Consider the following 21,633-nt stretch of genomic DNA (forward strand, 5'->3'; position numbering starts at 1 on the left):
GGAGAGACGCTTGGAGAGCTCGAAGGGACATAAGATCGCAGCAGGCGCCGGCCTGACGCTGGCGGGGCTGGTGGCTTACCTGCTTCTGTGGCCAGTGCCGGCCGAGCCGGTTGCGTGGACACCGCAGCAGGCGCCGGGCTACACCGGGGCGCACGCGCCAAACACCAGGCTGGCCGGACTGCAGAAGATCGACATCGGCACCGAGCATGGTCCCGAGCACCTGGCCATGGGCCCGGACGGCAAGCTGTATGCCGCGGTCACCAGCGGAAAAATCCTGCGCATGGCGCCGGACGGCAGCCAGCGGGAAGTGTTTGCCAGCACCGGCGGCCGCGTGCTGGGCTTCGACTTCGATGCCGGCGGGCGCCTGATCGCGGCCGATGCGATGAAAGGCCTGCTGGCGATCGCGCCGGACGGCAAGGTTACCGTGCTGGCTGCCCAAGTCGCGCCAGGCGATCCGATCCGCTACGCCGACGGCGTGGTCGTCGCGCCCGGCGGCATGATCTACTTCACCGATGCGTCGACCCGATTTGCGCCTGCGGAGTGGGGCGGCACGTTCGAAGCCAGTGTGCTGGACATCCTTGAGCAGTCCTCGACCGGCCGCGTGCTGGCCTACGACCCGTCGAACGGCAGCACGCGCATTCTTGCCAGCGGCTTGTCGTTCGCCAACGGCATTGCCTTATCGGGCGACGGCCGCACGCTGTTCGTCAATGAGACCGGACGCTATCGCATCTGGAAGATCGACGCCCAAAGCGGCAAGCGCGCGATCCTGTTCGACAACCTGCCAGGCTATCCCGACAACCTGATGCGCGGGCGCGGCGGCAAGATCTGGGTCGGCCTGGTCAAGCCGCGCAACCCGACCATCGACAAGCTGGCGCAACAGCCCTTCATGCGCAAGCTCACGCTGCGCTTGCCGCGCGCCCTGTGGCCGGTGCCCAAGGCCTATGGGCACGTGTTTGCCTTCAGCGAAGATGGAAAGGTACTGGCCGACATGCAGGATCCTTCCGGTGCCTATCCGGAAACCACGGCCGTCTTGGAAACCCGGGAGCGCCTCTATATCCAGAGCCTGCATGCTCCCTATATCGGCTGGACACCCGGCACCTGATCCGGCGTCACCCAGGCTGCTGCCGCTCGGGGCGCGGCGGTTTGGGGAACATGGCCATCTCCTACATGTATCGAATGCGGCACATATTGGGCGCCCATGGCAAGTTTGCAAGCACATTATGGTGCCAATGCACCCAACGTGCTCCGTGCGCCAGATAGTTGTGTTTATAATTCCCCACGACAATTTGCATCCAAGCCATGTACCGGAATCCGACCCCCCTGCTGTTGCTGGCCGTGCTGTCCTTTGCGCGGGATGCGCGCGCCAGCGGCATGGCCGATGGCGACATCGCCGACCTCACGCTGGAACAATTGAATGAAGTGGTCGTCACTTCGGTATCGCGGCAGGAAGAACGCCTCGGCAACGCCGCCGCCTCGCTGTTTGTCATCAGCGCCACCGATATCCGCCGCAGCGGCGCGCGTTCGTTGCCGGAGGCGTTGCGCCTGGCACCCAACCTGCAAGTAGCACGTGTCGATGCTCGCAACTATGCCATCACTGCGCGCGGCTTCAACAGCCCTTTCGCCAACAAGCTGCTGGTGCTGATCGACGGCCGAAGCGTCTACTCGCCCTTCTTCTCCGCCGTGTTCTGGGATGCCCAGTCGGTGGTAATGGAGGATATCGAACGCATTGAAGTGATCAGCGGCCCCGGCTCGACGATCTGGGGCGTGAACGCGGTCAACGGCGTGATCAACATCATCACGCGCAATGCCAGGGACAGCCAGGGCGCGCTGCTGTCGGTGGCGGCATCGGACGGCGAGGGCGATGCCAGCCTGCGGTTCGGTGGGGGCCTGCCGAACAACGGCTTTTACCGCGCCTACGCGCAGGCCATGGCTGCCGAGGATACCGAGACCGCGGCCGGCGCCAACACCCTGACCGGCATGCAGCGCCGCCAGGCCGGCTTCCGCGCCGACTGGGGGCTGCCCGGCGGCAGCTTCACCGTGTCGGGCGACGCCTACCAAGCCAACCTGGGGCAGGCCGGCACGCGCGATATCCGCCTGTCCGGCGCCAACCTGGTTGCGCGCTTCACTCGCACGCTGGCCGAGGACAATGCCTTGCGCCTGCAGCTTGTGCTGGACCATACGGAACGCAACCAGCCCAGCGCCTATGTCGACCGGCTTGATACGGTGGAGCTGGAAGGCCAGCACGATGTGCGCTTGGGCATGCACAAGCTGTCCTGGGGCGGCGGCTACCGCCATTCGCGCGATGACAACACGCCAGGACCGGCGTTCGGCTTCTGGCCATACGAACGCAATATGCACTGGGGGAACCTGTTCGCCCAGGATGAAGTGGCGCTGACCGACAGGCTGCGCGTCACCGGCGGCGTGAAGGTGGAACACAATACCTACACCGGCTCCGAAGTATTGCCCACATTGCGCCTGGCCTGGAGCCCGGGCGCCGCGCATACCCTCTGGGGCGCACTGTCGCGCACCGTGCGCGCCCCGGCGCGCAGCGACCGCGACTTTGTAGCGCCGCCGCAACCGGTCGTGAGCGGCGGCGTGCCGCGCTTCACCATCGGCACCAGCCCCGCATTCGACTCCGAGGTGGCCAAGGTGCTGGAACTGGGCTACCGCGCGCAACCGGTGCAGAACTGGTCGTACTCGGTCACCGCCTGGTACGCCGACTACGACAGGTTGCGCACGCTGGAGCCGAATGCCACGGCCGCCCCCTATCGCGGCCTGCTGGAATTCCGCAACCAGGCGCAAGGGCGCACGCGCGGTATCGAATTGTGGGCGCGCTGGCAACCGATGCTGCGCTGGCGCCTGAACGCCGGCCTGGTGGTGCAGGATATCGACACCAGTCTCAAGCCAGGCAGCAGGGATGCCACCACTGCCGGCCTCGCGATCAACGATCCGCCCAGCACCTGGCAGTTGCGTTCTTCCCACGAAATTGGCGAGCACATGCAGTTCGACTGGACATTACGATACAACGGCAGCATGCCCAAGCCGCACGTTCCGTCGTATCATGAGCTGGATGCGAACCTGGTGTGGAAAGCCAGTCCGAATATTGACGTCGCGCTCGCCGGACAGAACCTGCTGCATGCACGGCATGGCGAATGGGGCGGCTACCCCGGCCGCAATGTGTTCGAGCGGCGCGCGGTCCTGAAATTGACGATGCGGTACTAACGAAATGGTAAGCGCAAGCCTTGCTTTATGTGCCGCGCCGCCGCAGGCGGCGGGCAGCTGGAGGAGCCGCCTCCTGGCGCTGGCGATGCTGCTGTTCGCCTTCAGCTGCGTGGCGGTCGGCTCCCAACAGAACGGTGCAACGCCGGTGCTCGAGCGCAGCGTCAAAGCTGCTTTCCTGTATAAATTCCTGGGTTATATGGAGTTTCCGTCCGACCCCGGGCCGACCCTGGTGGTGGGCGTGCTGGGCGCCGACGAAGTCGCGGCCGAACTGGCGCAGATCGCCAGCGGGCGCAGCGTCGGCAACCGCGGCATCAGCGTGCGCAAGCTGGGCGAGGGTGATGCGCTGGCCGGCCTGCACCTGCTCTTCGTCGGTGGCGCGGCCAGCCTGCCCGAAGCCGCCCTGCGGGCAGCGGAAAAGAATGGCACCGTCACCGTGACCGAGCAGGATAATGGCTTGCAACGTGGTAGTGTCATCAATTTCCGCCTGGTGGATGAACGCGTGCGCTTCGAAGTCTCGCTGCCGGCCGCCGAGCGCTGCAATGTGCGCCTCAGTTCACGCCTGTTGTCCGTCGCCTATTACGTGCAGAAAGGCGGGCAGTGATGATCGCCATGGCGTCAGGATCAGTGCGCATCAAACTGATCCTGACGGCACTGGTCACGACTTTTGTTGCGCTGGTGGTGAGCACGGTCTCGATGCTGGTGTATGACCTGCAAAGCTTCCAGCAGGGCTGGGTCGATGACCTGACCACGCAGGCAGAACTGGTTGCGACTGCTTCGGCGCCGGCCCTTTCCTTCAATGATCCGCGTGCGGCGCGCCAGAACCTGGGGCTGCTTCGCGTGCGGCCGCAGATCGAGGCCGGCGCCATCTATGCCGCCAACGGCAGCCTGTTCGCATCCTATGTGCACGCTCCGTCCGAAGTGCGGACCTTGCCGCAGATGCCTGGCCCGCTCGGTTACGCGATTGAAGGCGGGCGCATGGTGGTGACCCACCCGATTGTTGAAGAAGGCGAGCGCATCGGCACGGTGTACCTGAGCGCCTCTTACCGCCTGCTGGACCGGGTGCAAAGTTACGCCCTGATCCTGCTGGGTGTGATGCTGGGCAGCCTGCTGCTGGCTGCGCTTGTCGCGCACCGGCTGCAGCAGACCATCACGCGCCCGCTGCTGGCCATGACCGATGTGGCGCGCGCCGTGATGCTGAGGCGCGACTATTCGCTGCGCGTGGGCGAGGGCGCCAGCGGCGAGATCGGCACCCTGGTCGACGCCTTCAATGACATGCTGGCCGAGATCGCGCGGCGCTCGAATGCGCTGCAGGATGCCAACCGCACCCTGGAACACGAAATGACGGTGCGCCAGGGCGCCGAGCGGGCGCTGTTGCTGGCCGACCGCCGCAAGGACGAATTCCTGGCCACGCTGGCGCACGAGCTGCGCAACCCGCTGGCGCCGATCCGCACCGGCCTTGACATCATGCGCATCAATGCCAGCGACCAGGCGGCCTGCGAGCGTGCCCGCTCCATCATGGAGCGCCAGCTGAAGCAGATGGTGCGGCTGGTGGACGACCTGCTGGATGTCTCGCGCATCAATACCGGCAAGCTGACCATCCGCCGCGAACAGCTCATGCTGCAGGACGTGGTGAACGATGCGCTGGAACTGGCACGGCCTTTCATCGCGGCGCAGGGCCATACCCTGCATGTGCAGGTGCCGGAGCAGGCCGTCTACCTGGTGGGCGATGCGACGCGCCTGGCGCAAGTGCTCTCCAACCTGCTGCACAACGCCGCCAAGTACACCGCGCGCGGCGGCAGCATCGCGCTGGAAGCGGAGGCGCAGCAGGCGCAGGTCGAGCTGCGCGTGCGCGACAACGGTATTGGCATCCCGCCTGCCATGCTGCACGATATTTTCGAGATGTTCATCCAGGCCGATTCTTCGCTTGAGCGCAGCACGGCCGGGCTGGGCGTGGGCTTGTCGCTGGCGCGCAAGCTGGTGGAACTGCACGGCGGCAGCATCCGCGCCGACAGCGCCGGCACAGGCCAGGGCAGCACCTTCACCGTGACGCTGCCGATGCTTGCCGGTGCCAGCGCCGCCACGCCCGCAGCGGAAACGTTGCCGGCCGATGCGCGCCTGCACCGCATCCTGCTGGCCGACGACAACGTCGATTTCGTCAACGGCATCGGCGGCTTGCTGCGCTCGATGGGCCACCAGGTGCATATTGCGCACGACGGCAAGCAGGCGCTGGCGGCAGCCGAATCGTTTGCGCCCGAATTTGCCTTCCTCGATATCGGCTTGCCGGAATTGAACGGCTACGACCTGGCGCGCGCCCTGAAGCGCTTGCCGTCGCTGCGCCACACGGTGCTGGTGGCGGTGACCGGCTGGGGCCAGCAGAAAGACCGCCAGCGGGCGTTCGAAGCAGGCTTCCATCACCACCTGGTGAAGCCTGTCAGTATTGACCAGTTTCAGGAAATCCTGTCCCAAGCCGGCTCTTGATATCCTGCGAAAACGCCCGATCTGCTTTAGCAGGCAATGTTAATCGAGGAGTAATGCCATGCGAGCGCATATCACACCCGACCCGGAAGTACCTCCGCCCGAGCCGGAGAAAGATCCGCCCCCGGACGACCAGCCACGGCCGACTGAGCCGCCTATCGAGGAACCGGTGCCGAAACCCCCGCCGATGCAGGCTTGACCGCCGGTTCGGGCAGGGGCGGGATCTGGCGGATCTGCTCGTCGGTTTCCTGCTCGCCCGGCGTTTTCTCGCCGCTGCCGATATCCGCTTCCTCGATGAAATGGCGGCCCTTTTCGGGCTGCGATTTTGCTGGCTGTTCCATACTGGACCCTCCTTGCTGCCGATGCTACCAGCGCCGTGCATGCACTGTCGCTTGCTTGCTAATAGGAAACAAGTGTTGTGCGGGATGAATAAATTTTGTGTTGTCACGAACGGGTCACGATCCGCTCTCTATAATAGGTCATCGACACACGCTTTTTCTTTCGTCGGAGGCCGCGATGGGCAATTCCCTGCACAACAAGATCTACCTCAAACGCCGTTTTGACCTGCACAGCCGCCGTGTCCAGGCGCTGGTGTGCGCAGGGGCAGTGACAGGGTTGGCGCTGATGTGGCTGGCACTGCGCGCGCTCAAGTAAGCTTGCCGCCTCCGGTGCGGGCGCGTACCATGATGGGTTGCAAAGGCACCATCATGGAATACGAGCAATGAAAAACGAAAAACTGAGCACCGACGAATTCAATGCGCTGGAAGAGATTGCCCGCGGCATCAAGGGCAAGCCCAGCGCTTGCGTCGGCCGCAACAGCAAGCGCCTGTCCGGCATCAAGTTCATCAAGTTCGAGCGTAGCGGCGCCATCATCCTGACCGATGCCGGCCGCCAGCAGCTGTTCCTGCGCCGCTGCGTGATGGCGCTGCGCGCGCTGGCCCAGGCGCCGGGCGCGGTGGCGGACAAGGACGTGGCCCTGTTCCTGGGCAAGAAGTCGCACATCGTGGCGACGGCAGAGGGCTTCGCCATCACCGAGAAAGGCCGCGAGTCGCTGGCCGACATCGAAGCGCAAGGCATGTAAGCGCCCATGTCCAGCCACCTGCTCAGCGAAGGCCAGCCCAGCCGCAGCGCGCTGATGGTGGCGCGCCTGCGCGCCGCCCACCAGTTGCTGGACACGCCCGCCATTTTCGACGACCCGCTGGCGCTGCCGGTGCTGGGGCCGGAAGACTGCGTGCAAGTGCAGTCCAATGCGCGCGTCTACGACGCCGGCTTCAGCCGCATCCTGCGCGCCGCCATGGCCGTGCGCAGCCGCTTTGCCGAAGACCAGCTGGCGCGCGCCGCCGCGGCCGGGGTACGGCAATACGTGGTGCTGGGCGCCGGTCTCGACACCTTTGCCTGCCGCCGCCAGCACGATGCGGCGCTGCAGGTGTTCGAAGTGGACCATCCGGCGACCCAGGCGTGGAAGCGCCGGCTGCTGGCGGCCAGCAGCATCACGGTACCGGACAGCCTGCGCTTCGTGCCGGTCGACTTCGAGCGCGACGGGCTGGCCGACGCGCTGCGCGCGGCCGGCTGCCGGCTGGACCAGCCGGTGTTTTTCTCTTGGCTCGGCGTGACGCTGTACCTGACCGAGCAAGCCATATTCGATACCCTGGGCCTGGTGGCCAGCCTGCCAGCAGGCAGCGGCATCGTGTTCGATTACGGCATCAAGCCCGAGCTGCTCGACACGCTGGAACGGGCCGGCGTCGAGTACTTTGCCCGCCGTTATGCCGAGCAGGGTGAGCCATGGCTGTCGTTTTTTGATCCCGCCGAACTGTGCGCACGGCTGCGTAATTTAAGTTTTTCCACAGTGCAAGATTTTGGGCGCGATGCCCTGGAAACCCGCTATTTTGCTGGGCGCGGGGACAATTTGCGCCTCGGCGGCGGCACCCATTTGATGCTAGCCGGCAACTAAAGTGTTATGATTTTTGGAATGTTTCTTCTACTGGTTGTAGTTTAGTTTCATGCTACCTTCCTGAGCGGTCGTGCCCGATGCGGATTCCGCATTTGCATATGCTGGTTTCGCATATGGCACGGCCATTCTCTTAAAAACTCAAAAGGAAGCAGAGAAATGACCATTTTGATTGAAACCACCCACATCCAGATCACCGACTCCACCGAGCCGGAATACCTGATGGACGACATGAGCGGCGCCCTGGCCGACGTGAGCGTCTCCTGCTGCACCTGCTCCTGCTCTTGCTGCTGCTAAACGGTTAAGTCCGGACCCCGGCGCCGGTGCCTCGTGCACCGGCGCCGGCGCCTTGCCTTTTTTCTGAGACGGGTTAAGAGAATGAGTGAGTCCCTGTACATCTCGCCGCTGGCCGAAGTGACCACGCTGGGCGAAGACAAGATTGCCATTTCCGTGGTGGGCCGCCGATTCACGGTGGAAGACCGGGTCGGCATCCTGAAAAGCATCCTGGCCGACGCCGCCAACGGCGTGACGCTGAAACAACTGCTCGACGACCGCGCCGAGAGCTTCCCGCCCGAGGCGGTGGAAGCGGCGGTCAATGCGCTGGTCGAGGCGCGCGTGCTGCTCAAGCACAACGGCCGCACCGGCGGCGACGCCACCTTCCATCACCTGCAGCACCGCCGCGAGCAGGACGGCATGTCCGGCCCGGCCCAGCGCCCGCTGTACGACAAGTCGAACTGGGTGCTGGCGCTGGCCGGCAGCGGTTCCTGTGCCGATGCGCTGGCTGCCTCGCTGACCGAACTTGGCGTGCGGGTCGAGCGTGTGCTGCGCGACGGCCCCTTGCCGGACAAGGGCGAGCGCCGCGCGCTGCTGCTGGTGGCGTCGGACTTCGACGATATCGCACTGTTCCGCGCCATGAATGCCAAGGCGGTTGCCGCCGGCTGGCCGGCGCTGACTGTCGGCATCGACTGGAACACTGTGCATTGCGGCCCGCTGGTGCTGCCGAAGGCCACCGGCTGCTACGAATGCTACTTCCACCGCGTGCGTTCCACCCGCAAGTTCGTGGCCGAATTCGATATGCGCAGCCAGTCGGAGAACATCCTGTACCACGCGCTGCCCAGCCGCCTGGCGGTGCAGTTCGGCGTGGCCGAAGCGTCGCGCGTGGCACTGCAATTCCTGGCCGGCACGCTGGAAGGCCTGCAGCAAAGCGTGTTTAGCGAAATCGACAGCGCCAGCGGCGAGATCCTGCGTTCGCGCGTGCTGCGCCTGCCGCGTTGCCAAGTGTGCGGCACAGCCAGCACGGAGCGCCCGGTGGGCAGCGTATTCCAGCAGGCGCTGTTGCGCCGTCGGGCTTAAGCCATGGAGCGCTTGTCCGATGCGGGCCAACTGGCCCTGGTACACGACGCCCTGGTGCACCGCCGCCACGGCATCATCACGTCGCTGCTGGAAGAAACCGAACACCCCGATGCACGCGGCCTGTTCGTCTTCAATGCCCTGATGGTGGACATCAAGAGCATGATGATAGACCCGGCGCGCGGCAAGGCGAACAACCCCAACACCGACCGCGCCAGCCTGGCCGGGTCCGGCGCCGCCTTCGACCGGACGTCGGCCATGTGGGCGGCTTTCGGCGAAGCGGTGGAGCGTTATGCGGCTGCCGCGCATTTCGACGACCAGTTGCTGTATGCCTCTCAGGATGCGCTGGGTGATGCGGCAGTCGGCCCTGGACAGTTCGTGCTGTTCGCGCCAGGGCAGTATGTCGAGGGCTTTGAATACGCGGCAGACGACACCTCGCTGGTGCGCGCCTGGGCGCCGGCCGCCGACCTGATGGACCCGGCGCGTGAAACCTATGTGCCGGCGCAGATGGTCTACCTTGGCATGCAGGTCAAGGACAAGCGCGAGATCGTGATGCAGTCTTCTTCCACCGGCCTGGCGACGGGCATGGACGAGGGCAGGGCGCTGCTGAGCGGCCTGGCTGAAGTGATCGAGCGCGATGCCTTCGCCGGCATGTGGCAGATGAAATATGCGCCGCGCAGGCTGGTGCTCGCACCATCCACCATGGAACGGCTGCTGCCGGGCGTACGCCGCCAACTGGCCCATCCCAGCCTCGACGTGCACCTGTGGGACATTACGACCGATGTCGGCATGCCGGTGGTGCTGTGCCTGGCGCGCAGCCGCAACGACGGCACCATGTCGCTCGGCGCCAGCGCCCACCTGGACGTGGCCACTGCCATCAACAAGGCCGTGGTGGAAGCCTTCCACGGCTATGTGTGGGGCAGTTCGATCCTGGCGGCCGGCACGCCGCTGCCGGAGCAGGCGGCAATCCGCAACCCGGGCGACCATTTCGCGTACTTCCTGGACCGTTCGCGCCAGGGCGCGATGGACTTCCTGTTTACCAGCGAGGCCACGGTTTCTTCCGACGATCCTTCGCTGCGCCAGCTCTCCGGCATGGGCGACCTGCTGGCACGCCTGAAAGTCATGGGCCTGCGCGCGCTGGCGGTGGATGTCACTTCCGCCGACGTCGCCAGCCTGGGTTTCTGCGTGCTGCGTGCCTTTATCCCCGGCCTGCATCCGCTGCTGTTCGGCGACGGCCTAATAAGCCGCGACGAACGCCGCCTGCGCGCCATAGCCGCGCACTGGGGCTTGCCGGGCGTGCCTGAACCTAACCTCGAACCGCATCCGTTCCCATGACCAAGACACTCCAGGAATTGCTGCCGCCGCAGGCCATGGCGGGCCAGTTCGATATCGACGACCCGGCCGAAATCCTGCACGAGCAGACCAAGTTCCACCGCGCGACCTTGATGGGGCAGGTGAAGAACATCGTGCGCTTCCTGCGCCATCCGGCCTATATCGCGCGCGGCGCGGCGGGCTACAACGCTTACCCGTCCTGCCCGGCGATCGAGTTGCCGGAGCCGGTGCTGGCGCTGGGCGAGCTGGCGCAGGCGCTGGAATTGCGCAAGAGCGCGCGTGCCTTCGCCGGGGCCATGACGCTGCAGGAGCTTTCCAGCCTGCTGCACCATTCGCTGCGCGTGCGGCGCATGGCCAAGAGCGATATCGCGCCGCATGTGAAGCTGGCGTTCCGTTCCTATCCATCGCCGGGCGGCTTGTACCCGACCGAGTTCTACTTCTTCCTCAATGAAGTGGAAGGCATCGCGCCGTGCATCGCGCATTACGATGCCCGCAGCCACCTGCTGCGCGTGCTGAAGCCGCAGCAGGGCGATGCCTTCGGCAGCGCAGAGGTGAAGTCGGGCGAGTCGGGCGTCAAGGCGCCGGTGGTGTGCGTGATGACCAGCGTGCCGCAGCGCGCCACCGCCAAGTACGGCGCGCGCGGCTACCGCATGTCGCTGCTGGAAGCCGGCCATGCCTCGCAGAACCTGTGCCTGGCTGCGCAGGGCCTGGGCCTGGGCTCCCTGGTCTATGGCGCCTATTACGACGACGAATTGGCGGCCTTGCTGGATATCGACGGCGTGACCGAGACCGTGGCTTCGGTCATGCTGCTCGGCCGCGAAGCGCCGCCTGCACCTGCCGCCGGCGAGGACGAATGAACGACGCACCGGGCTGGCAGGACAGCGAGTTGTGGCTGCGCGATGCGGCAGGCGCCGTGCTGCGCCTGGCTGCGGCCGGCGACAGCGAAGGCGCCGCGCAGGCGCTCGATCGCCTGTTCGCGCTGCGCGGCCGCTTCCATGCCTATCCAATTCTGCAGGACATGCTGGCCGGGCGGCGCGCGTGGCGTGCTTGCGGCAGCGTCCATGTGCTGGGCGACCATGAGCCGCCCCCTGCGCTGCTGCACAACTTCGACGAAGCGGTGAGCGCCTGCGCCGCCTTCCTCGGCCTGCCGCCGCCGTGCATCCTGCTGCAATGCGTGCCGTCCGAACGCAATATGCACCTGACGATGGAAAGCCTGCCGGGGCTGGCGCTGGTGCGGATGTCGACGCAGGCCGACGGCTATGCCGACGGCCTGCGCGCGGTGGTATTCCACGAAGTGGCGCATTGCTTCCTCACTTGCGGCGTGCGCTTGCTCGATGAAGGACTGGCACAACTGTTTGCCAACCGTTTCGGCGGGGCCACGCCTTTACCGCGGCGGCCGGAGTTGGCGCCGGCGCTGCGTACCATGCTGTCGCGCGACGGCGACGCCATGTTCGGGCCCTCGGCTGGCGCCGGCATCGACGCCTACCGCGCCGCCTGCCGCATCGGTGCAGACCTGGTGGAAGCGGTCGACGCACGCGGTGGCGCGGCGGCGATTGTTTCGCTGTTCCGTGCCGTCTCGCGCGCCGCGGCGGATGCCCAGATAGTCGAGCTGGCAATGCAAGCCAGCGGCATCCCGATCGCCGCGCTGGCGGCAAGCGGTGACGGTGCCGATGCCCGCCAAGCCGGCCTGATCGCGCAGGTGCAGCAGGCCATCTTCACCGCCTGGAGCAGCAAGCGCGCCGAGCACCTGTCGGCCGGCATCGCAATGCTTGAAGCGGAAGCGGCGTTCACCCAGCCAGCGCTGCTGGATGCCTTGCTCGGCGCGCGCCTGAACCAGGCACTGCTCCATGTTCACGGCGGCGCCAGGCTGGCGCCCGCTCAGGAGGCCGGCATCGATGCCTTGCTGAAGGCCGCGGACATCCTGCCGGCAGGCCGCCAGTGGCTATGGCGCGGTGTACGCGCGATCCTGGCCATCCTGCTGGCCCAGCCCAACATCATCAAGGTCGCGACGGCAGGGCAGAACGCCTTGCACGCCTTCGGCAAAGCGCAGGAGCTCATTGCCGGCGATCCGGACCTGCTGATCCATCACGCCTCGCTGCTGCTGCACGCCCCACCCAATTACGGCGGGGACCGCGACCGCGGCGCGGGCATGCTGCGTGAAGCGATGCAGCACCCGTTATACCGCGCCCATGCACGCGAAATGCTGCTCGATAACGGCATCGATCCCGGCGACGAAGTCATGGCCATCGCGCCATCGACGCCCGAAGCGGCGCCTTCCTCGCCAGAGGCCGCGTGCGATCCGGACCCTGCGGCGCCATGCGCCGCGCAACCTTCCGCCATTGTCCTCGAGGCGCTCGGCATCGAACTGCGCCTGCCATCGGGCTTCACGCTGAAACCGGGCGACCTGGCACTGCGCAAGGGCGAACGCGTCGCCGTAGTCGGCCCCAATGGCAGCGGCAAGACCATCCTGCTGGAGACGCTCCTCGGCCTGCGCACGCCCGGCAGCGGCAAGGTCCAGCTGGCAATCGGGGACCCGCGCGACGCCAAAGTAAGGCAGCAATTAGGTGGCCTGCTGCAAAGCGCCGACCTGCCGGGCCAGATGCGCGTCAGTGAAATCATGGCGCTGCACGAAACGGTTTACGCCCGCACCGAACCGGCGGTGACCCGGGCCCTCGGCATGGAAGAGCTGCGCAGCAAACTGTGGCAACAACTCTCGCGCGGCCAGAAACAGCGCGTCATGCTGTGGCTCGCGCTATCCCACGTGCCGCAGCTGGCGCTGCTCGATGAACCCTCGCTTGGACTCGACGAATGGCACGCCCGCGCCTTGCGCGACCTGCTGGCCGGCCTGCCGACGACGATCCTGCAGATTTCCCACATCCCTGCCGACTTGCTCGGCATGGACCGCATCCTCTGCATGGAAAAAGGCAAGCTGGTGGACGGCGGCACGCTCGACCAACTGCTGGCGCGCCGGGTTGGCCGCTTCAAGGCCCGTATCGGCCAGGCGCTGGCAGGCGACATTGAACAATCCATGCGCGCCTTGCCGGGGCTGGTGCGCGCCGAAGCAACGCTGCAAGGCTGGCAACTCCAGGGCGCCCAAGGCTTCGACGCCGGATTCCGCCGTTTCATCGACCAGCATGGCATCGCCCACTTCAGCCTCGAAGCCTCGACCATCGAAGACTTCCTGGCCGACCTCACCAAAGGTGGAACCGCATGAAGAACCTGCTGCATCTGGCGCGCGCCGACCTTGCGCTGTTCCTGCGCGGCCGCCTGGCCCTGTTCTGGACTTTCGCCTTCCCCTTGCTGATGCTGATGATGCAGATGGCCCTGTTTGGACAGGAAGCCAAGCTTGGTCCGGTAACGCTGGTAGTGCACGACATGGACCGCAGCGCGGAAAGCGCAAGCTATGCCAGCGAACTGGCGCGCGGCCTGCGGCTGCAGAACAGCATCGAGTTCCGGGTGGTTGCGCCGGCGCTGGGCATGAAGCCGGACCTGGAACTCACCATCCCCGCCGGCTTCGCCGAAGCGGTGCGCGCCGGGCACAGCACCGAGATGAAGCTGGCGACCACGCTGACCGCCGGCCCCACACTGGAGGCCAGTTACGGCATGCTGCGCGGCTTCAGCGACGGCTACAACCTGGCGGGATTGCAGGACGAACCGCGCGTGGTCTTGCCAGCGCCGCCGGCGCCAGCCGCCGGCGCACTGGACTACCGCCTGTTCCTGGTCAGCGGCCTGGCCGGCCTGGTCATACTGTCCACCAGCCTGATGGGATTTGCCGGTCCGTTGGTCGCCGCCCGCGAAGGCGGCATGTTCCGCCTTTACCAGCTCTTCCCGATGCCGACTGGCGTGGTGGTGCTGGCCTGGTGCCTGTCGCGCCTCATCATCATCGTGCTGGCCAGCGTCGTCATGTTTGTTGTCGCCTGGGCCGTATATGGCGTGAAGCTGAACGCCGGCCCAGCTGGCATTGCGGCGGCGGGTGGCATGCTGGCCCTGGGCTGTGGCGCCTTCCTGGCGCTGGGACTATTGCTGGCGGCCGTCAGCCGCAGCGTGGCGGGCGTCACCATGGTCAGCAACCTGTTGTACTTCCCGCTGCTCTTCTCGGGTAACCTCATGATTCCGCTGGGAGGCCTGCCGCCATTCCTGCGCGATGCGTTCGAGTATCTGCCGCTGAACGCCATGATGGCCAGCATTCGCCACGCTCTCACCGGCGGCATGAGCTGGAAGGGCGACGCCTACAGCATCGTGGTACTGGCCGCAATGATGTGTGCCTGCCTGCTGCTGGCGGTGCGCCGCTTCGGCTGGACGCCGCGCGACCTGCATTAAAAGGAGTCCTGGATTGAAGAGCATGAATATCCTGATAATCGCCGGCGTGCTGGCACTGGCCGGCGTCGCCGCTGCGTATGCTTTCGGCAGCCGGCAGCCGGCAGCTGCCGGTACGGCAACCGTGAGCGTGACCCTGGACGGCATCGCAGGGCAGAAGGGCGCGTTGATGGGCGCCATCTGCAACAAGAACTCCTTCCTGAAGGCCTGCCAGTACTTCGCGGTGCAGCCAGCCGCCGCAGGCAACGTGCTGAAGTTCCCCGGCGTGACGCCTGGCAGCTACGCGGTCATGGTTTACCACGATGAGAACCTTAACGGAAGGCTGGATAAGTCGGCCAACGGCATGCCGCAGGAAGGCTGGGGCTTTTCCCGTAACGCGCGCGGCCATTATGGCCCGCCCACGTTCGACGATGCGCGCATCGACGTCAAGCCCGGCGCCAACGACGTCGCACTGGACATGGTGTATTGATGGCGCCGATCGTCGACGTCAGGCAAGTGAGCAAGCATTACCGCCGCGGCGAAGAGCGAATCGCCGCGCTCGATAGCGTTTCCTTCCAGGTGGCGCAACCGTCGGTGGTGGCAATTGCCGGGCCGTCCGGCAGTGGCAAGAGCACCTTGCTTGGCATGCTGGCGCGCTTCGAGCAACCGGACAGCGGCACGATCCACCTCGACGGCGCAGCGCTGCAGGCTTTACCGGAACATGAACTGGACACCTTCCGCAACCGCAAGCTGGGCTTCGTCTTCCAGAACTTCAACCTGGTCGGCACCCTGACCGCGCAGGAAAACGTGGAGCTTGCGCTGGCCACATGCGCCTTGCCGAAGCGCGAGCGGCGCAAGGCTGCAAGCGAGGCCCTGGCGCTGGTGGGCATGCAGCATCGCCTCGACCACACACCCGCGCAATTATCCGGCGGCCAGCAGCAGCGCGTGGCGATTGCACGCGCCCTGGTCAACCGCCCCAAGCTGGTGATCGCCGACGAACCGACCGGCAACCTGGATAGCAAGACCGCGCAGCAGATGCTGGAACTGGTCGACCGCCTGCATCGCGACCTCGGCACAACCTTCATCATCGCCACCCACGACCAGCGGGTGATGGAGATGGCGGCCCAGGTACTGCGCCTGGAGGACGGCAAGGTGGCCGCATGACGCAGTGGCTGGTGCTGGCCCATCGCAACGTGCTGCGCAACGGCCGCCGCTCGCTCCTGCTTGGCGGGACCATCGCCATCGGCACATTGGCCTTGCTGTTGTTCGCCGCGTACATCGCCGCTTCGCTGGACGGGCTGCGCGAGAGCACTATTCGCGGCGGGCTGGGACATGCGCAGATCGGCGCGGTCCCGCCCGCGGACGGCTATACGGAGCAGCAGCTCCAGTACGGGCTGGACGCCGCCGAGCGCACCCGCATCGAAACCATCCTGGCAAAAATGGAAGGTGTGCGCCGCATCGCACCGCGCCTGCAATTCAGCGGCCTGGTGTCGAACGGGCCGCGCACGCTCAACTTCGAAGCCCAAGGCGTGGACCCGCTGCGCGAGCGCCAGGCCTACGGCGCTTTCCAGGTACTGGCGCAGGGCGAGCCATTGCGTGCTGGCGACGAAGGGCGCTACCAGGTCCTGATCGGCAAGGAAATGGCGCGCCGCCTCGGCGTTCATCCCGGCCAGTCCCTGACGCTGATGACCACGACGGTGCAGGGCAGCGTAAACGCGATGGATGTCGACGTGGCGGGCATCATCGCTACCGGTATTCCGGAGCGCGACTTGTATGCGCTGCAGGTTCCCATCGAAACTGCGCAAGAGCTGCTGCGCACGACGAAAATTTCACACCTGTCCTTGCTTTACCATGACACGCAAAGTGCCGAAGCGCAGTCGGCCGCCATCACGCAGGCAATCGGAAGCGGGGTACGCCTGCAGCACTGGCAGGAACTCGCGCCGCTTTACCCTCAAGTCATGGCCCTGTTTCGCAACCAGTTCATTGTCTTCGGCGCGATCATCGGCCTGATCGTATTTCTCGGCGTGGCGGCCATGACGCTGGCTACGATTTATGAACGCGGCAAGGAGATCGGCACGTTGCGCGCCATGGGCATTCCACAAGCGATGGTACGGCGCCTGTTCATGTTCGAAGGCCTGCTGCAAGGCGCCTTCGGCGCCATCGCCGGCGGAACGGCCGCATGGCTTGCCACGCTGGCGATTAACGCAGCCGGCATCGAACTCGCGCCGCCGCCGGGGCGCAATATCGGCGTGCCTTTGCACCTGCTTTGGCTGTTTCAGCCAAGCCTGGCGATCGTCGTAGCCTTGCCGCTGCTCGCGATGGCAGCGGCCTGGCTGACCAGCAGGCGCATCGGCCGCATGCCGGTGAAAGCCATCCTGACTTCCAACTAGACCATGCTGAAACGATTCCTCATCCTGATGTTCGCTGCCGGCGCGGCACAAGCGTCCGCGCCGAGCGCCACCGAAATCCTGCAGCAGGTGGACCAGTACCGCATGCCGGTCAACAGCTTTGAAGCGAACGTGCGCATCGAAGCGGGCAATGGCCAGGAGCCCGGCACTTACGTGATCCGCGGCGCCAACTACAACCAGGTGCTGGTGGAAGCGACCAGCGTCGACCAGCGCGGACAGAAATTCCTCACCACCGATAGCGGCCTGTTCTTCTACGCACCGCGCACGCGGCGCGCCATCCGCCTGACGCCACTGCAAACCCTGCTTGGCAAGGCGAACATCGGCGACCTGTCGCGCATCCGCTTCAGCCATGATTACGATGCCGCGGTGCTGGAAGACGCGGCCGATGGCTGCCCGGTGAAGAGCTGCATCGCGCTTGAACTGCGCAGCCGCAACGAGGCCGCCACGTATTCGAAGATTACCTTGCTGGCAGCGCGCCAGGACGGGCGCTATGTGCCGCTCAAGGCGATGCTGTACGTCGCCAGCGGCAAGCTGCTGAAGATCGCCACCTTCGACACGGCAAAGGGCGGCTTGCCCCCAACCACCCGCTACGCCGACCCGCAGCAGCCGGGCGAAGAAACGCGGGTCGTATTCGAAAAGCTAAGGGCGGCGCAATTCCCGGCCAATATGTTCAACCCGCGCACGCTGGAGCAATGAAGGGCTTGCAATGCCTGCCGCTGGCGGCAGCCGTCGCCGCCGCGCCGGGCGATGCCTCGGCAGGCGAAGACTGGACTGGCGGCTTCGTATTGGGCGCGCAGGAGCGCACCATCCTGCAGGACACGCCGCTGAACCGCGATAACTTCCTCGGCATCGCAGGCAGCGGCACGCGCGCTGTCGCACTGGTTGAAGGCCGCCGGCACGACTTCACATGGCGCGTGCGCACCGAAGCGCTGCATGCCGACCGGGATGGAACGCGCGGCAAGGCCGTGCTGCAGGAACTGAACCGCGTGTTCGAGCTGGGCGCGGGAGCATCGCTGTCGCTCGGCAAACGCCTGTACGCGCTGGACCCCTCGTATATCAACCAGCCGCTTGGCTTCCTGCAAAAGCGCACGGACCTGAGCGACCCGCTGGACACCCTCGGCAACGCCGAAGGCATCCCGATGGCGGTGCTGTCGTGGAGCGGCGAGCGTGCCAGCGCCGCCGTACTGCACGCACGGCAGGCGGGCGGCCGGGTGCAGACCATGCTCAAGTTCGGATATGAATTCGACGCCATCAGCGCAGGGATGTTGCTGCGCCGGGCCCATGGCGAGCGTGCCGGTATTGGCGCCACGGTCAGCGCCGCGCCGGCCGATGTCTTGTCCTGGTACGCCTCGGCCTACCGCGCAGGCGGCGCAGATGGCTACACCCGCGCTACCGCAGGCATTGTGCTGACACCGCCAACCCTGCCCAAACTTCAACTGGAATACGCCTACAACGGCCAGGGCATGGCGCAGGAAGAATACGAAACGCTGCGCCAGCAAGCGCAATCGAACCTGCCGCCGCACGTGCTGGCAACGCTGGCCAGCCGCCTCCCCAGCCTGGGCGCAAGGCAGCATTACGCCAGCCTCACGGTATCAAAGGCGGCCGGCGCCTGGGACGTAGGCGTTGGAGTGTATCTGGGACTGGACGACAGCAGCCGGGTGTGGCACGGCCAGGCCGACTACGCACTCAGCGCACGTACGCACCTGATGTTCTCGGCCATGCGCCAGGGCGGAAAGACCGGCAGCGAAAGAGCCCTCGCACCGGTCAAGGAAACGCTGGCCCTACGACTGCGCCATGCATTTTAGAAGTCGGAGCTGACCCCGACTTTCATCATGGCTGGAAGCCGTCGGCGGTGATCTCGAGCTTGGTCACTTCGCCGTATTTGGCGGCGATCTGGTCGATCTCGGCGGCTTTGCCGACCAGAACCATCTGCAGGTTCTTGCGCGGGAAGTGCTTCGCCACCAGCTGCTTGGCGCGTTCCGGGGTCAGGCTGTCGACGTCTTTCATGAAGTTGTCGATCTGGCTGCGGCTGACGTCGTTGGCGTACATGTCTCCCAGCAGGGATGCCAGTTGTTCGCTGGTTTCGTAGCGCGGCGGGAACTGGCCTTTGACGTATGCCTTGGCCGAATCCAGCGTGGCCTTGTCGATGCCTTTGCTCCACAGGCGGTCATAGGTCTTCAACGCCAGGTCCAGCGCCGCTTCCGTCTTCGGCAGCGCGGTGAAGCTGGAGATCGAGAACGTGCCGGTCTGGGACAGGGTGTTGAAGCTCGAATTGGCGCCGTAGGTCAGGCCGGAATTCACGCGCAGTTCGTCGTTCAGCCAGGAGGTGAAGCGGCCGCCCAGCACCGTATTCAGCACCTGCAGCGGCACATAGTCGGGATCGTTGCGTGCAATGCCGGGGCCGCCGATCAGGAAGGTGGTCTCGCTCGCGTCGGATTTGTTCACCACCCAGACGCGCGCCTTGTCCGCTTGCACCGTGCCGTAGCTGGCGCGTTGCGGGGCGGGGCCTTCGGCCTTCCATTGGCCAAACAGCGCTTCCACTTTCCTGCGCATCTCGGCCGGGTCGAAGTCGCCCACCAGCACCAGCGCTGCGTTATCCGGGCGGAAGTAGCGCTGGTGGAAGGCTTTCACGTCTTCCTGCTTCAGCGCTGTCAGGCTGTTGACCGTGCCGGAGGATGGGTTGGCATATGCGGCGTTCCCGAACAGCATGGCGCGGTAGTAATTGCCGACCACCAGCCGCGGACTTTCCTTGGCCTGCTTCAGGCCATCGACCTTGCGGGCGCGCAGCTTGTCCAGTTCTGCTGCGTCGAAGCTTGGCGTCTGCACCAGTTCTGCGAACAGCGGCAGCAGGGTGTCGGTATCCTTGCGGGCGAAATTGGCTGCCACGGTCGATTGTTCGACGCTGCCGCCGCCGGCCAGGACGGCGCCGCGGAAGTCGAAGGCCTGGTCGATTTCGGCCTTGCTGTGCCTGGCCGAACCGAGCAGCACGCCGTCGCCGGTCAGGTTGGCGAGGCCGGCTTGCTTGCCGTCGTTGACCGCGCCGGCTTTCACCACGGCGCGCACGGCGACCAGCGGCACGTCGTGGCGTTCCATCATGTAGACGGTCAGCCCGTTCGGCAGCCTGGCGGTTTCAAACGCCGGCAGCTTGAATTCGGCGCCTTGCGCGGAGGCGGCAATGGCGCCGGTAAGCGCTACGGTAATCACGTTCTTCATCAATCAATCCTCCTTCGCGGCCAGCACGCCGATGGTGCGTTGCGATTTCTTCAGGTACTTGGCGGCGACGGCCTGGATGTCGGCGGTCGTCAGTTTTTCGTAGGCGGCCGGTGCGTCGAAGGCTTTCTTGTAATCGCCGTTGAAGACCTCGTAGTTGCCCAGCATCTGCGCCTTGCCGTTGATGGTTTCCTGCATGCGGTAGATGCCCAGCAGGCGGGAATTCTTCACCTTTTGCAGCTCCTCCTCGCTTACGCCTTCCTTCACGACCTTGTCGATCGCTTCCAGCATGGCCTTTTCCAGCTTGGCAGGTTCCACGCCGGCGGCGGCCACGGTCATGATGTACAGCAGGCCCGGGTCGAAACCGTCGCTGCTGTTGGCGCCTACGCTGGTTGCCAGGCGGGTTTCCACCAGGGCTTTGTACAGGCGCGAAGTCTTGCCGTCGGTGAGCACCGATTGCAACACGTCCAGCGCGTAGGTATCGGCGGAGGCGCGTTCCGGTATCTTGTAGGCCGCTATCAGGTTGGCGGAAGTGGCGGAGGGCTTGGCGACGAACAGGCGGCGTTCGCCTTTCTGTTCAGGCTCCACGGTGCGCACAGCCGGCGGCGCGGCGCGTTTGGGGATGCTGCCGAAGTATTTGGTGGCCAGCTTCTTGACCTCGGCGAGCTTGACGTCGCCGACGATCACGGACACGGCATTGTTCGGCGCGTAGTAGGTGCGGAAGTAGTCCTGCAGGTCTTTCAGCGTCCAGGCCTTGATGTCCGATTCCCAGCCGATGGTCGGAATCGCATAAGGGTGGGCCACGAAGGCGACGCTGTCCAGGTCCTGCATCAGCATCTGCGCATTGGAGTTCTCCAGGCCGGTGCTGCGTTCGGACAGCACCACGCCACGCTCGCTTTCGACCATCTTGGGATCGATCGACAGCTGGCCGATGCGGTCGCCTTCCAGCTTGAAGATGGTTTCCAGCGAAGAGGCCGGGAACCAGTCCTGGTACACCGTCACGTCGCTGTTGGTGTAGGCGTTGTTCGAGCCGCCGTTGGCTTCCATCGTACGGTCGAACATCTTCGGGCCGTAGTGCTTCGAGCCGTTGAACATCATGTGCTCGAAGAAGTGCGACAGGCCGCTGGTGCCCGGCGCTTCGTTGCGCGAACCGACCTTGAAGTAGGTGTACATGGTCGCATTCGGGATGCTGGCACTTTCCAGCACGATGAACTTCATGCCGTTATTCAGCGTGAAGCTCTTGACCTGGTCGGCCGTCAGCGCGGCCTGGGCATACGCCGCGGCTGCATAGGCCAGCACCGTTGCCAGGATTTTCAGTTTCATCGGGTTTCCTTTTCCATCAAAGAAGTTGCCGGAAGAATACTAGATCCATAGCGAAAATGCTATTCGTTC

The 21,633-nt window shown here is 65.3% G+C and carries 21 protein-coding genes; 18 read left to right on the plus strand and 3 right to left on the minus strand.

Annotated elements, in window-relative coordinates:
- Positions 1-10: 10 nt before the first annotated feature.
- The 4 genes from ACWBU6_RS11845 (at position 11) to ACWBU6_RS11860 (ending at position 5,700) form a co-directional block, all read left to right on the plus strand.
- Positions 11-1,102, plus strand: coding sequence for an SMP-30/gluconolactonase/LRE family protein (locus ACWBU6_RS11845; RefSeq protein ID WP_452648985.1), 1,092 nt, complete (start codon positions 11-13; stop codon positions 1,100-1,102).
- A gap of 197 nt (positions 1,103-1,299) precedes the next feature.
- Positions 1,300-3,222, plus strand: coding sequence for a TonB-dependent receptor plug domain-containing protein (locus ACWBU6_RS11850; protein WP_452648986.1), 1,923 nt, complete (start codon positions 1,300-1,302; stop codon positions 3,220-3,222).
- Between the two features lie 4 nt (positions 3,223-3,226).
- Complete coding sequence (locus ACWBU6_RS11855; protein ID WP_452648987.1) at positions 3,227-3,823, plus strand: YfiR family protein; 597 nt, start codon at positions 3,227-3,229, stop codon at positions 3,821-3,823.
- Positions 3,823-5,700, plus strand: coding sequence for a hybrid sensor histidine kinase/response regulator (locus ACWBU6_RS11860; protein WP_452648988.1), 1,878 nt, complete (start codon positions 3,823-3,825; stop codon positions 5,698-5,700). Before ACWBU6_RS11855 ends, ACWBU6_RS11860 begins: the two co-directional genes overlap by 1 nt.
- Before the next feature lie 152 nt (positions 5,701-5,852).
- Here ACWBU6_RS11860 and ACWBU6_RS11865 read toward each other — a convergent pair whose 3' ends face one another.
- The gene (locus ACWBU6_RS11865; protein ID WP_452648989.1) at positions 5,853-6,038 is read right to left on the minus strand and encodes a hypothetical protein; all 186 of its coding nucleotides are present in this window, start codon (positions 6,036-6,038) and stop codon (positions 5,853-5,855) included.
- 175 nt (positions 6,039-6,213) lie between these two features.
- Between ACWBU6_RS11865 and ACWBU6_RS11870 the strand changes: the two genes are divergently transcribed.
- From ACWBU6_RS11870 to ACWBU6_RS11935, 14 genes are all read left to right on the plus strand, one after another.
- Positions 6,214-6,351, plus strand: coding sequence for a hypothetical protein (locus tag ACWBU6_RS11870; protein WP_452648990.1), 138 nt, complete (start codon positions 6,214-6,216; stop codon positions 6,349-6,351).
- 67 nt (positions 6,352-6,418) lie between these two features.
- A complete protein-coding gene (locus tag ACWBU6_RS11875; protein WP_452648991.1) occupies positions 6,419-6,778 on the plus strand; it encodes a hypothetical protein in 360 nt (119 codons plus the stop codon).
- Between the two features lie 6 nt (positions 6,779-6,784).
- Complete coding sequence (locus tag ACWBU6_RS11880) at positions 6,785-7,648, plus strand: class I SAM-dependent methyltransferase (RefSeq protein WP_452648992.1); 864 nt, start codon at positions 6,785-6,787, stop codon at positions 7,646-7,648.
- Between the two features lie 156 nt (positions 7,649-7,804).
- Positions 7,805-7,942 carry a hypothetical protein gene (locus ACWBU6_RS11885; RefSeq protein WP_154668206.1) on the plus strand — a complete coding sequence of 46 codons (138 nt, stop codon included), beginning with the start codon at positions 7,805-7,807 and terminating at the stop codon, positions 7,940-7,942.
- A gap of 81 nt (positions 7,943-8,023) precedes the next feature.
- Positions 8,024-8,998 (plus strand): TOMM precursor leader peptide-binding protein, encoded by a 975-nt coding sequence (locus ACWBU6_RS11890; RefSeq protein WP_452648993.1) that lies wholly within the window; start codon positions 8,024-8,026, stop codon positions 8,996-8,998.
- A 3-nt stretch (positions 8,999-9,001) separates the two neighbouring features.
- Positions 9,002-10,330 carry a YcaO-like family protein gene (locus ACWBU6_RS11895; RefSeq protein WP_452648994.1) on the plus strand — a complete coding sequence of 443 codons (1,329 nt, stop codon included), beginning with the start codon at positions 9,002-9,004 and terminating at the stop codon, positions 10,328-10,330.
- The gene (locus tag ACWBU6_RS11900) at positions 10,327-11,184 is read left to right on the plus strand and encodes a SagB family peptide dehydrogenase (protein ID WP_452648995.1); all 858 of its coding nucleotides are present in this window, start codon (positions 10,327-10,329) and stop codon (positions 11,182-11,184) included. The genes ACWBU6_RS11895 and ACWBU6_RS11900 overlap by 4 nt, the downstream gene beginning before the upstream one ends.
- The gene (locus ACWBU6_RS11905) at positions 11,181-13,541 is read left to right on the plus strand and encodes an ATP-binding cassette domain-containing protein (RefSeq protein ID WP_452648996.1); all 2,361 of its coding nucleotides are present in this window, start codon (positions 11,181-11,183) and stop codon (positions 13,539-13,541) included. The genes ACWBU6_RS11900 and ACWBU6_RS11905 overlap by 4 nt, the downstream gene beginning before the upstream one ends.
- A complete protein-coding gene (locus tag ACWBU6_RS11910) occupies positions 13,538-14,647 on the plus strand; it encodes an ABC transporter permease (protein ID WP_452648997.1) in 1,110 nt (369 codons plus the stop codon). The genes ACWBU6_RS11905 and ACWBU6_RS11910 overlap by 4 nt, the downstream gene beginning before the upstream one ends.
- A gap of 22 nt (positions 14,648-14,669) precedes the next feature.
- Entirely contained in the window at positions 14,670-15,113 is a 444-nt protein-coding gene (locus ACWBU6_RS11915) for a DUF2141 domain-containing protein (protein WP_452648998.1), read from the plus strand.
- Complete coding sequence (locus ACWBU6_RS11920; RefSeq protein WP_452648999.1) at positions 15,113-15,787, plus strand: ABC transporter ATP-binding protein; 675 nt, start codon at positions 15,113-15,115, stop codon at positions 15,785-15,787. Before ACWBU6_RS11915 ends, ACWBU6_RS11920 begins: the two co-directional genes overlap by 1 nt.
- Complete coding sequence (locus ACWBU6_RS11925) at positions 15,784-17,013, plus strand: ABC transporter permease (protein WP_452649000.1); 1,230 nt, start codon at positions 15,784-15,786, stop codon at positions 17,011-17,013. Before ACWBU6_RS11920 ends, ACWBU6_RS11925 begins: the two co-directional genes overlap by 4 nt.
- A gap of 3 nt (positions 17,014-17,016) precedes the next feature.
- A complete protein-coding gene (locus ACWBU6_RS11930; RefSeq protein WP_452649001.1) occupies positions 17,017-17,727 on the plus strand; it encodes an outer membrane lipoprotein-sorting protein in 711 nt (236 codons plus the stop codon).
- Complete coding sequence (locus tag ACWBU6_RS11935) at positions 17,724-18,836, plus strand: hypothetical protein (protein ID WP_452649002.1); 1,113 nt, start codon at positions 17,724-17,726, stop codon at positions 18,834-18,836. The genes ACWBU6_RS11930 and ACWBU6_RS11935 overlap by 4 nt, the downstream gene beginning before the upstream one ends.
- A 25-nt stretch (positions 18,837-18,861) precedes the next feature.
- On the opposite strand, the gene ACWBU6_RS11940 is transcribed toward ACWBU6_RS11935, so the two are convergent.
- Both ACWBU6_RS11940 and ACWBU6_RS11945 read right to left on the minus strand, forming a co-directional pair.
- Positions 18,862-20,244, minus strand: coding sequence for a M16 family metallopeptidase (locus ACWBU6_RS11940; RefSeq protein WP_452649003.1), 1,383 nt, complete (start codon positions 20,242-20,244; stop codon positions 18,862-18,864).
- Positions 20,245-20,247: 3 nt separating this feature from the next.
- The gene (locus ACWBU6_RS11945; protein WP_452649004.1) at positions 20,248-21,564 is read right to left on the minus strand and encodes a M16 family metallopeptidase; all 1,317 of its coding nucleotides are present in this window, start codon (positions 21,562-21,564) and stop codon (positions 20,248-20,250) included.
- Between the last annotated feature and the right edge of the window lie 69 nt (positions 21,565-21,633).

The sequence above is a fragment of the Pseudoduganella sp. HUAS MS19 genome (assembly GCF_053615455.1).

Excerpts from the sequence above, each read along its gene's own strand:
- ACWBU6_RS11850 (WP_452648986.1), top strand. The coding sequence starts at position 1,300 with ATGTACCGGAATCCGACCCCCCTGCTGTTGCTGGCCGTGCTGTCCTTT.
- ACWBU6_RS11855 (WP_452648987.1), top strand. The coding sequence starts at position 3,227 with ATGGTAAGCGCAAGCCTTGCTTTATGTGCCGCGCCGCCGCAGGCGGCG.
- ACWBU6_RS11860 (WP_452648988.1), top strand. The coding sequence starts at position 3,823 with ATGATCGCCATGGCGTCAGGATCAGTGCGCATCAAACTGATCCTGACG.
- ACWBU6_RS11865 (WP_452648989.1), bottom strand. The coding sequence starts at position 6,038 with ATGGAACAGCCAGCAAAATCGCAGCCCGAAAAGGGCCGCCATTTCATC.
- ACWBU6_RS11870 (WP_452648990.1), top strand. The coding sequence starts at position 6,214 with ATGGGCAATTCCCTGCACAACAAGATCTACCTCAAACGCCGTTTTGAC.
- ACWBU6_RS11875 (WP_452648991.1), top strand. The coding sequence starts at position 6,419 with ATGAAAAACGAAAAACTGAGCACCGACGAATTCAATGCGCTGGAAGAG.
- ACWBU6_RS11880 (WP_452648992.1), top strand. The coding sequence starts at position 6,785 with ATGTCCAGCCACCTGCTCAGCGAAGGCCAGCCCAGCCGCAGCGCGCTG.
- ACWBU6_RS11885 (WP_154668206.1), top strand. The coding sequence starts at position 7,805 with ATGACCATTTTGATTGAAACCACCCACATCCAGATCACCGACTCCACC.
- ACWBU6_RS11890 (WP_452648993.1), top strand. The coding sequence starts at position 8,024 with ATGAGTGAGTCCCTGTACATCTCGCCGCTGGCCGAAGTGACCACGCTG.
- ACWBU6_RS11895 (WP_452648994.1), top strand. The coding sequence starts at position 9,002 with ATGGAGCGCTTGTCCGATGCGGGCCAACTGGCCCTGGTACACGACGCC.
- ACWBU6_RS11900 (WP_452648995.1), top strand. The coding sequence starts at position 10,327 with ATGACCAAGACACTCCAGGAATTGCTGCCGCCGCAGGCCATGGCGGGC.
- ACWBU6_RS11905 (WP_452648996.1), top strand. The coding sequence starts at position 11,181 with ATGAACGACGCACCGGGCTGGCAGGACAGCGAGTTGTGGCTGCGCGAT.
- ACWBU6_RS11910 (WP_452648997.1), top strand. The coding sequence starts at position 13,538 with ATGAAGAACCTGCTGCATCTGGCGCGCGCCGACCTTGCGCTGTTCCTG.
- ACWBU6_RS11915 (WP_452648998.1), top strand. The coding sequence starts at position 14,670 with ATGAATATCCTGATAATCGCCGGCGTGCTGGCACTGGCCGGCGTCGCC.
- ACWBU6_RS11920 (WP_452648999.1), top strand. The coding sequence starts at position 15,113 with ATGGCGCCGATCGTCGACGTCAGGCAAGTGAGCAAGCATTACCGCCGC.
- ACWBU6_RS11925 (WP_452649000.1), top strand. The coding sequence starts at position 15,784 with ATGACGCAGTGGCTGGTGCTGGCCCATCGCAACGTGCTGCGCAACGGC.
- ACWBU6_RS11930 (WP_452649001.1), top strand. The coding sequence starts at position 17,017 with ATGCTGAAACGATTCCTCATCCTGATGTTCGCTGCCGGCGCGGCACAA.
- ACWBU6_RS11935 (WP_452649002.1), top strand. The coding sequence starts at position 17,724 with ATGAAGGGCTTGCAATGCCTGCCGCTGGCGGCAGCCGTCGCCGCCGCG.
- ACWBU6_RS11940 (WP_452649003.1), bottom strand. The coding sequence starts at position 20,244 with ATGAAGAACGTGATTACCGTAGCGCTTACCGGCGCCATTGCCGCCTCC.
- ACWBU6_RS11945 (WP_452649004.1), bottom strand. The coding sequence starts at position 21,564 with ATGAAACTGAAAATCCTGGCAACGGTGCTGGCCTATGCAGCCGCGGCG.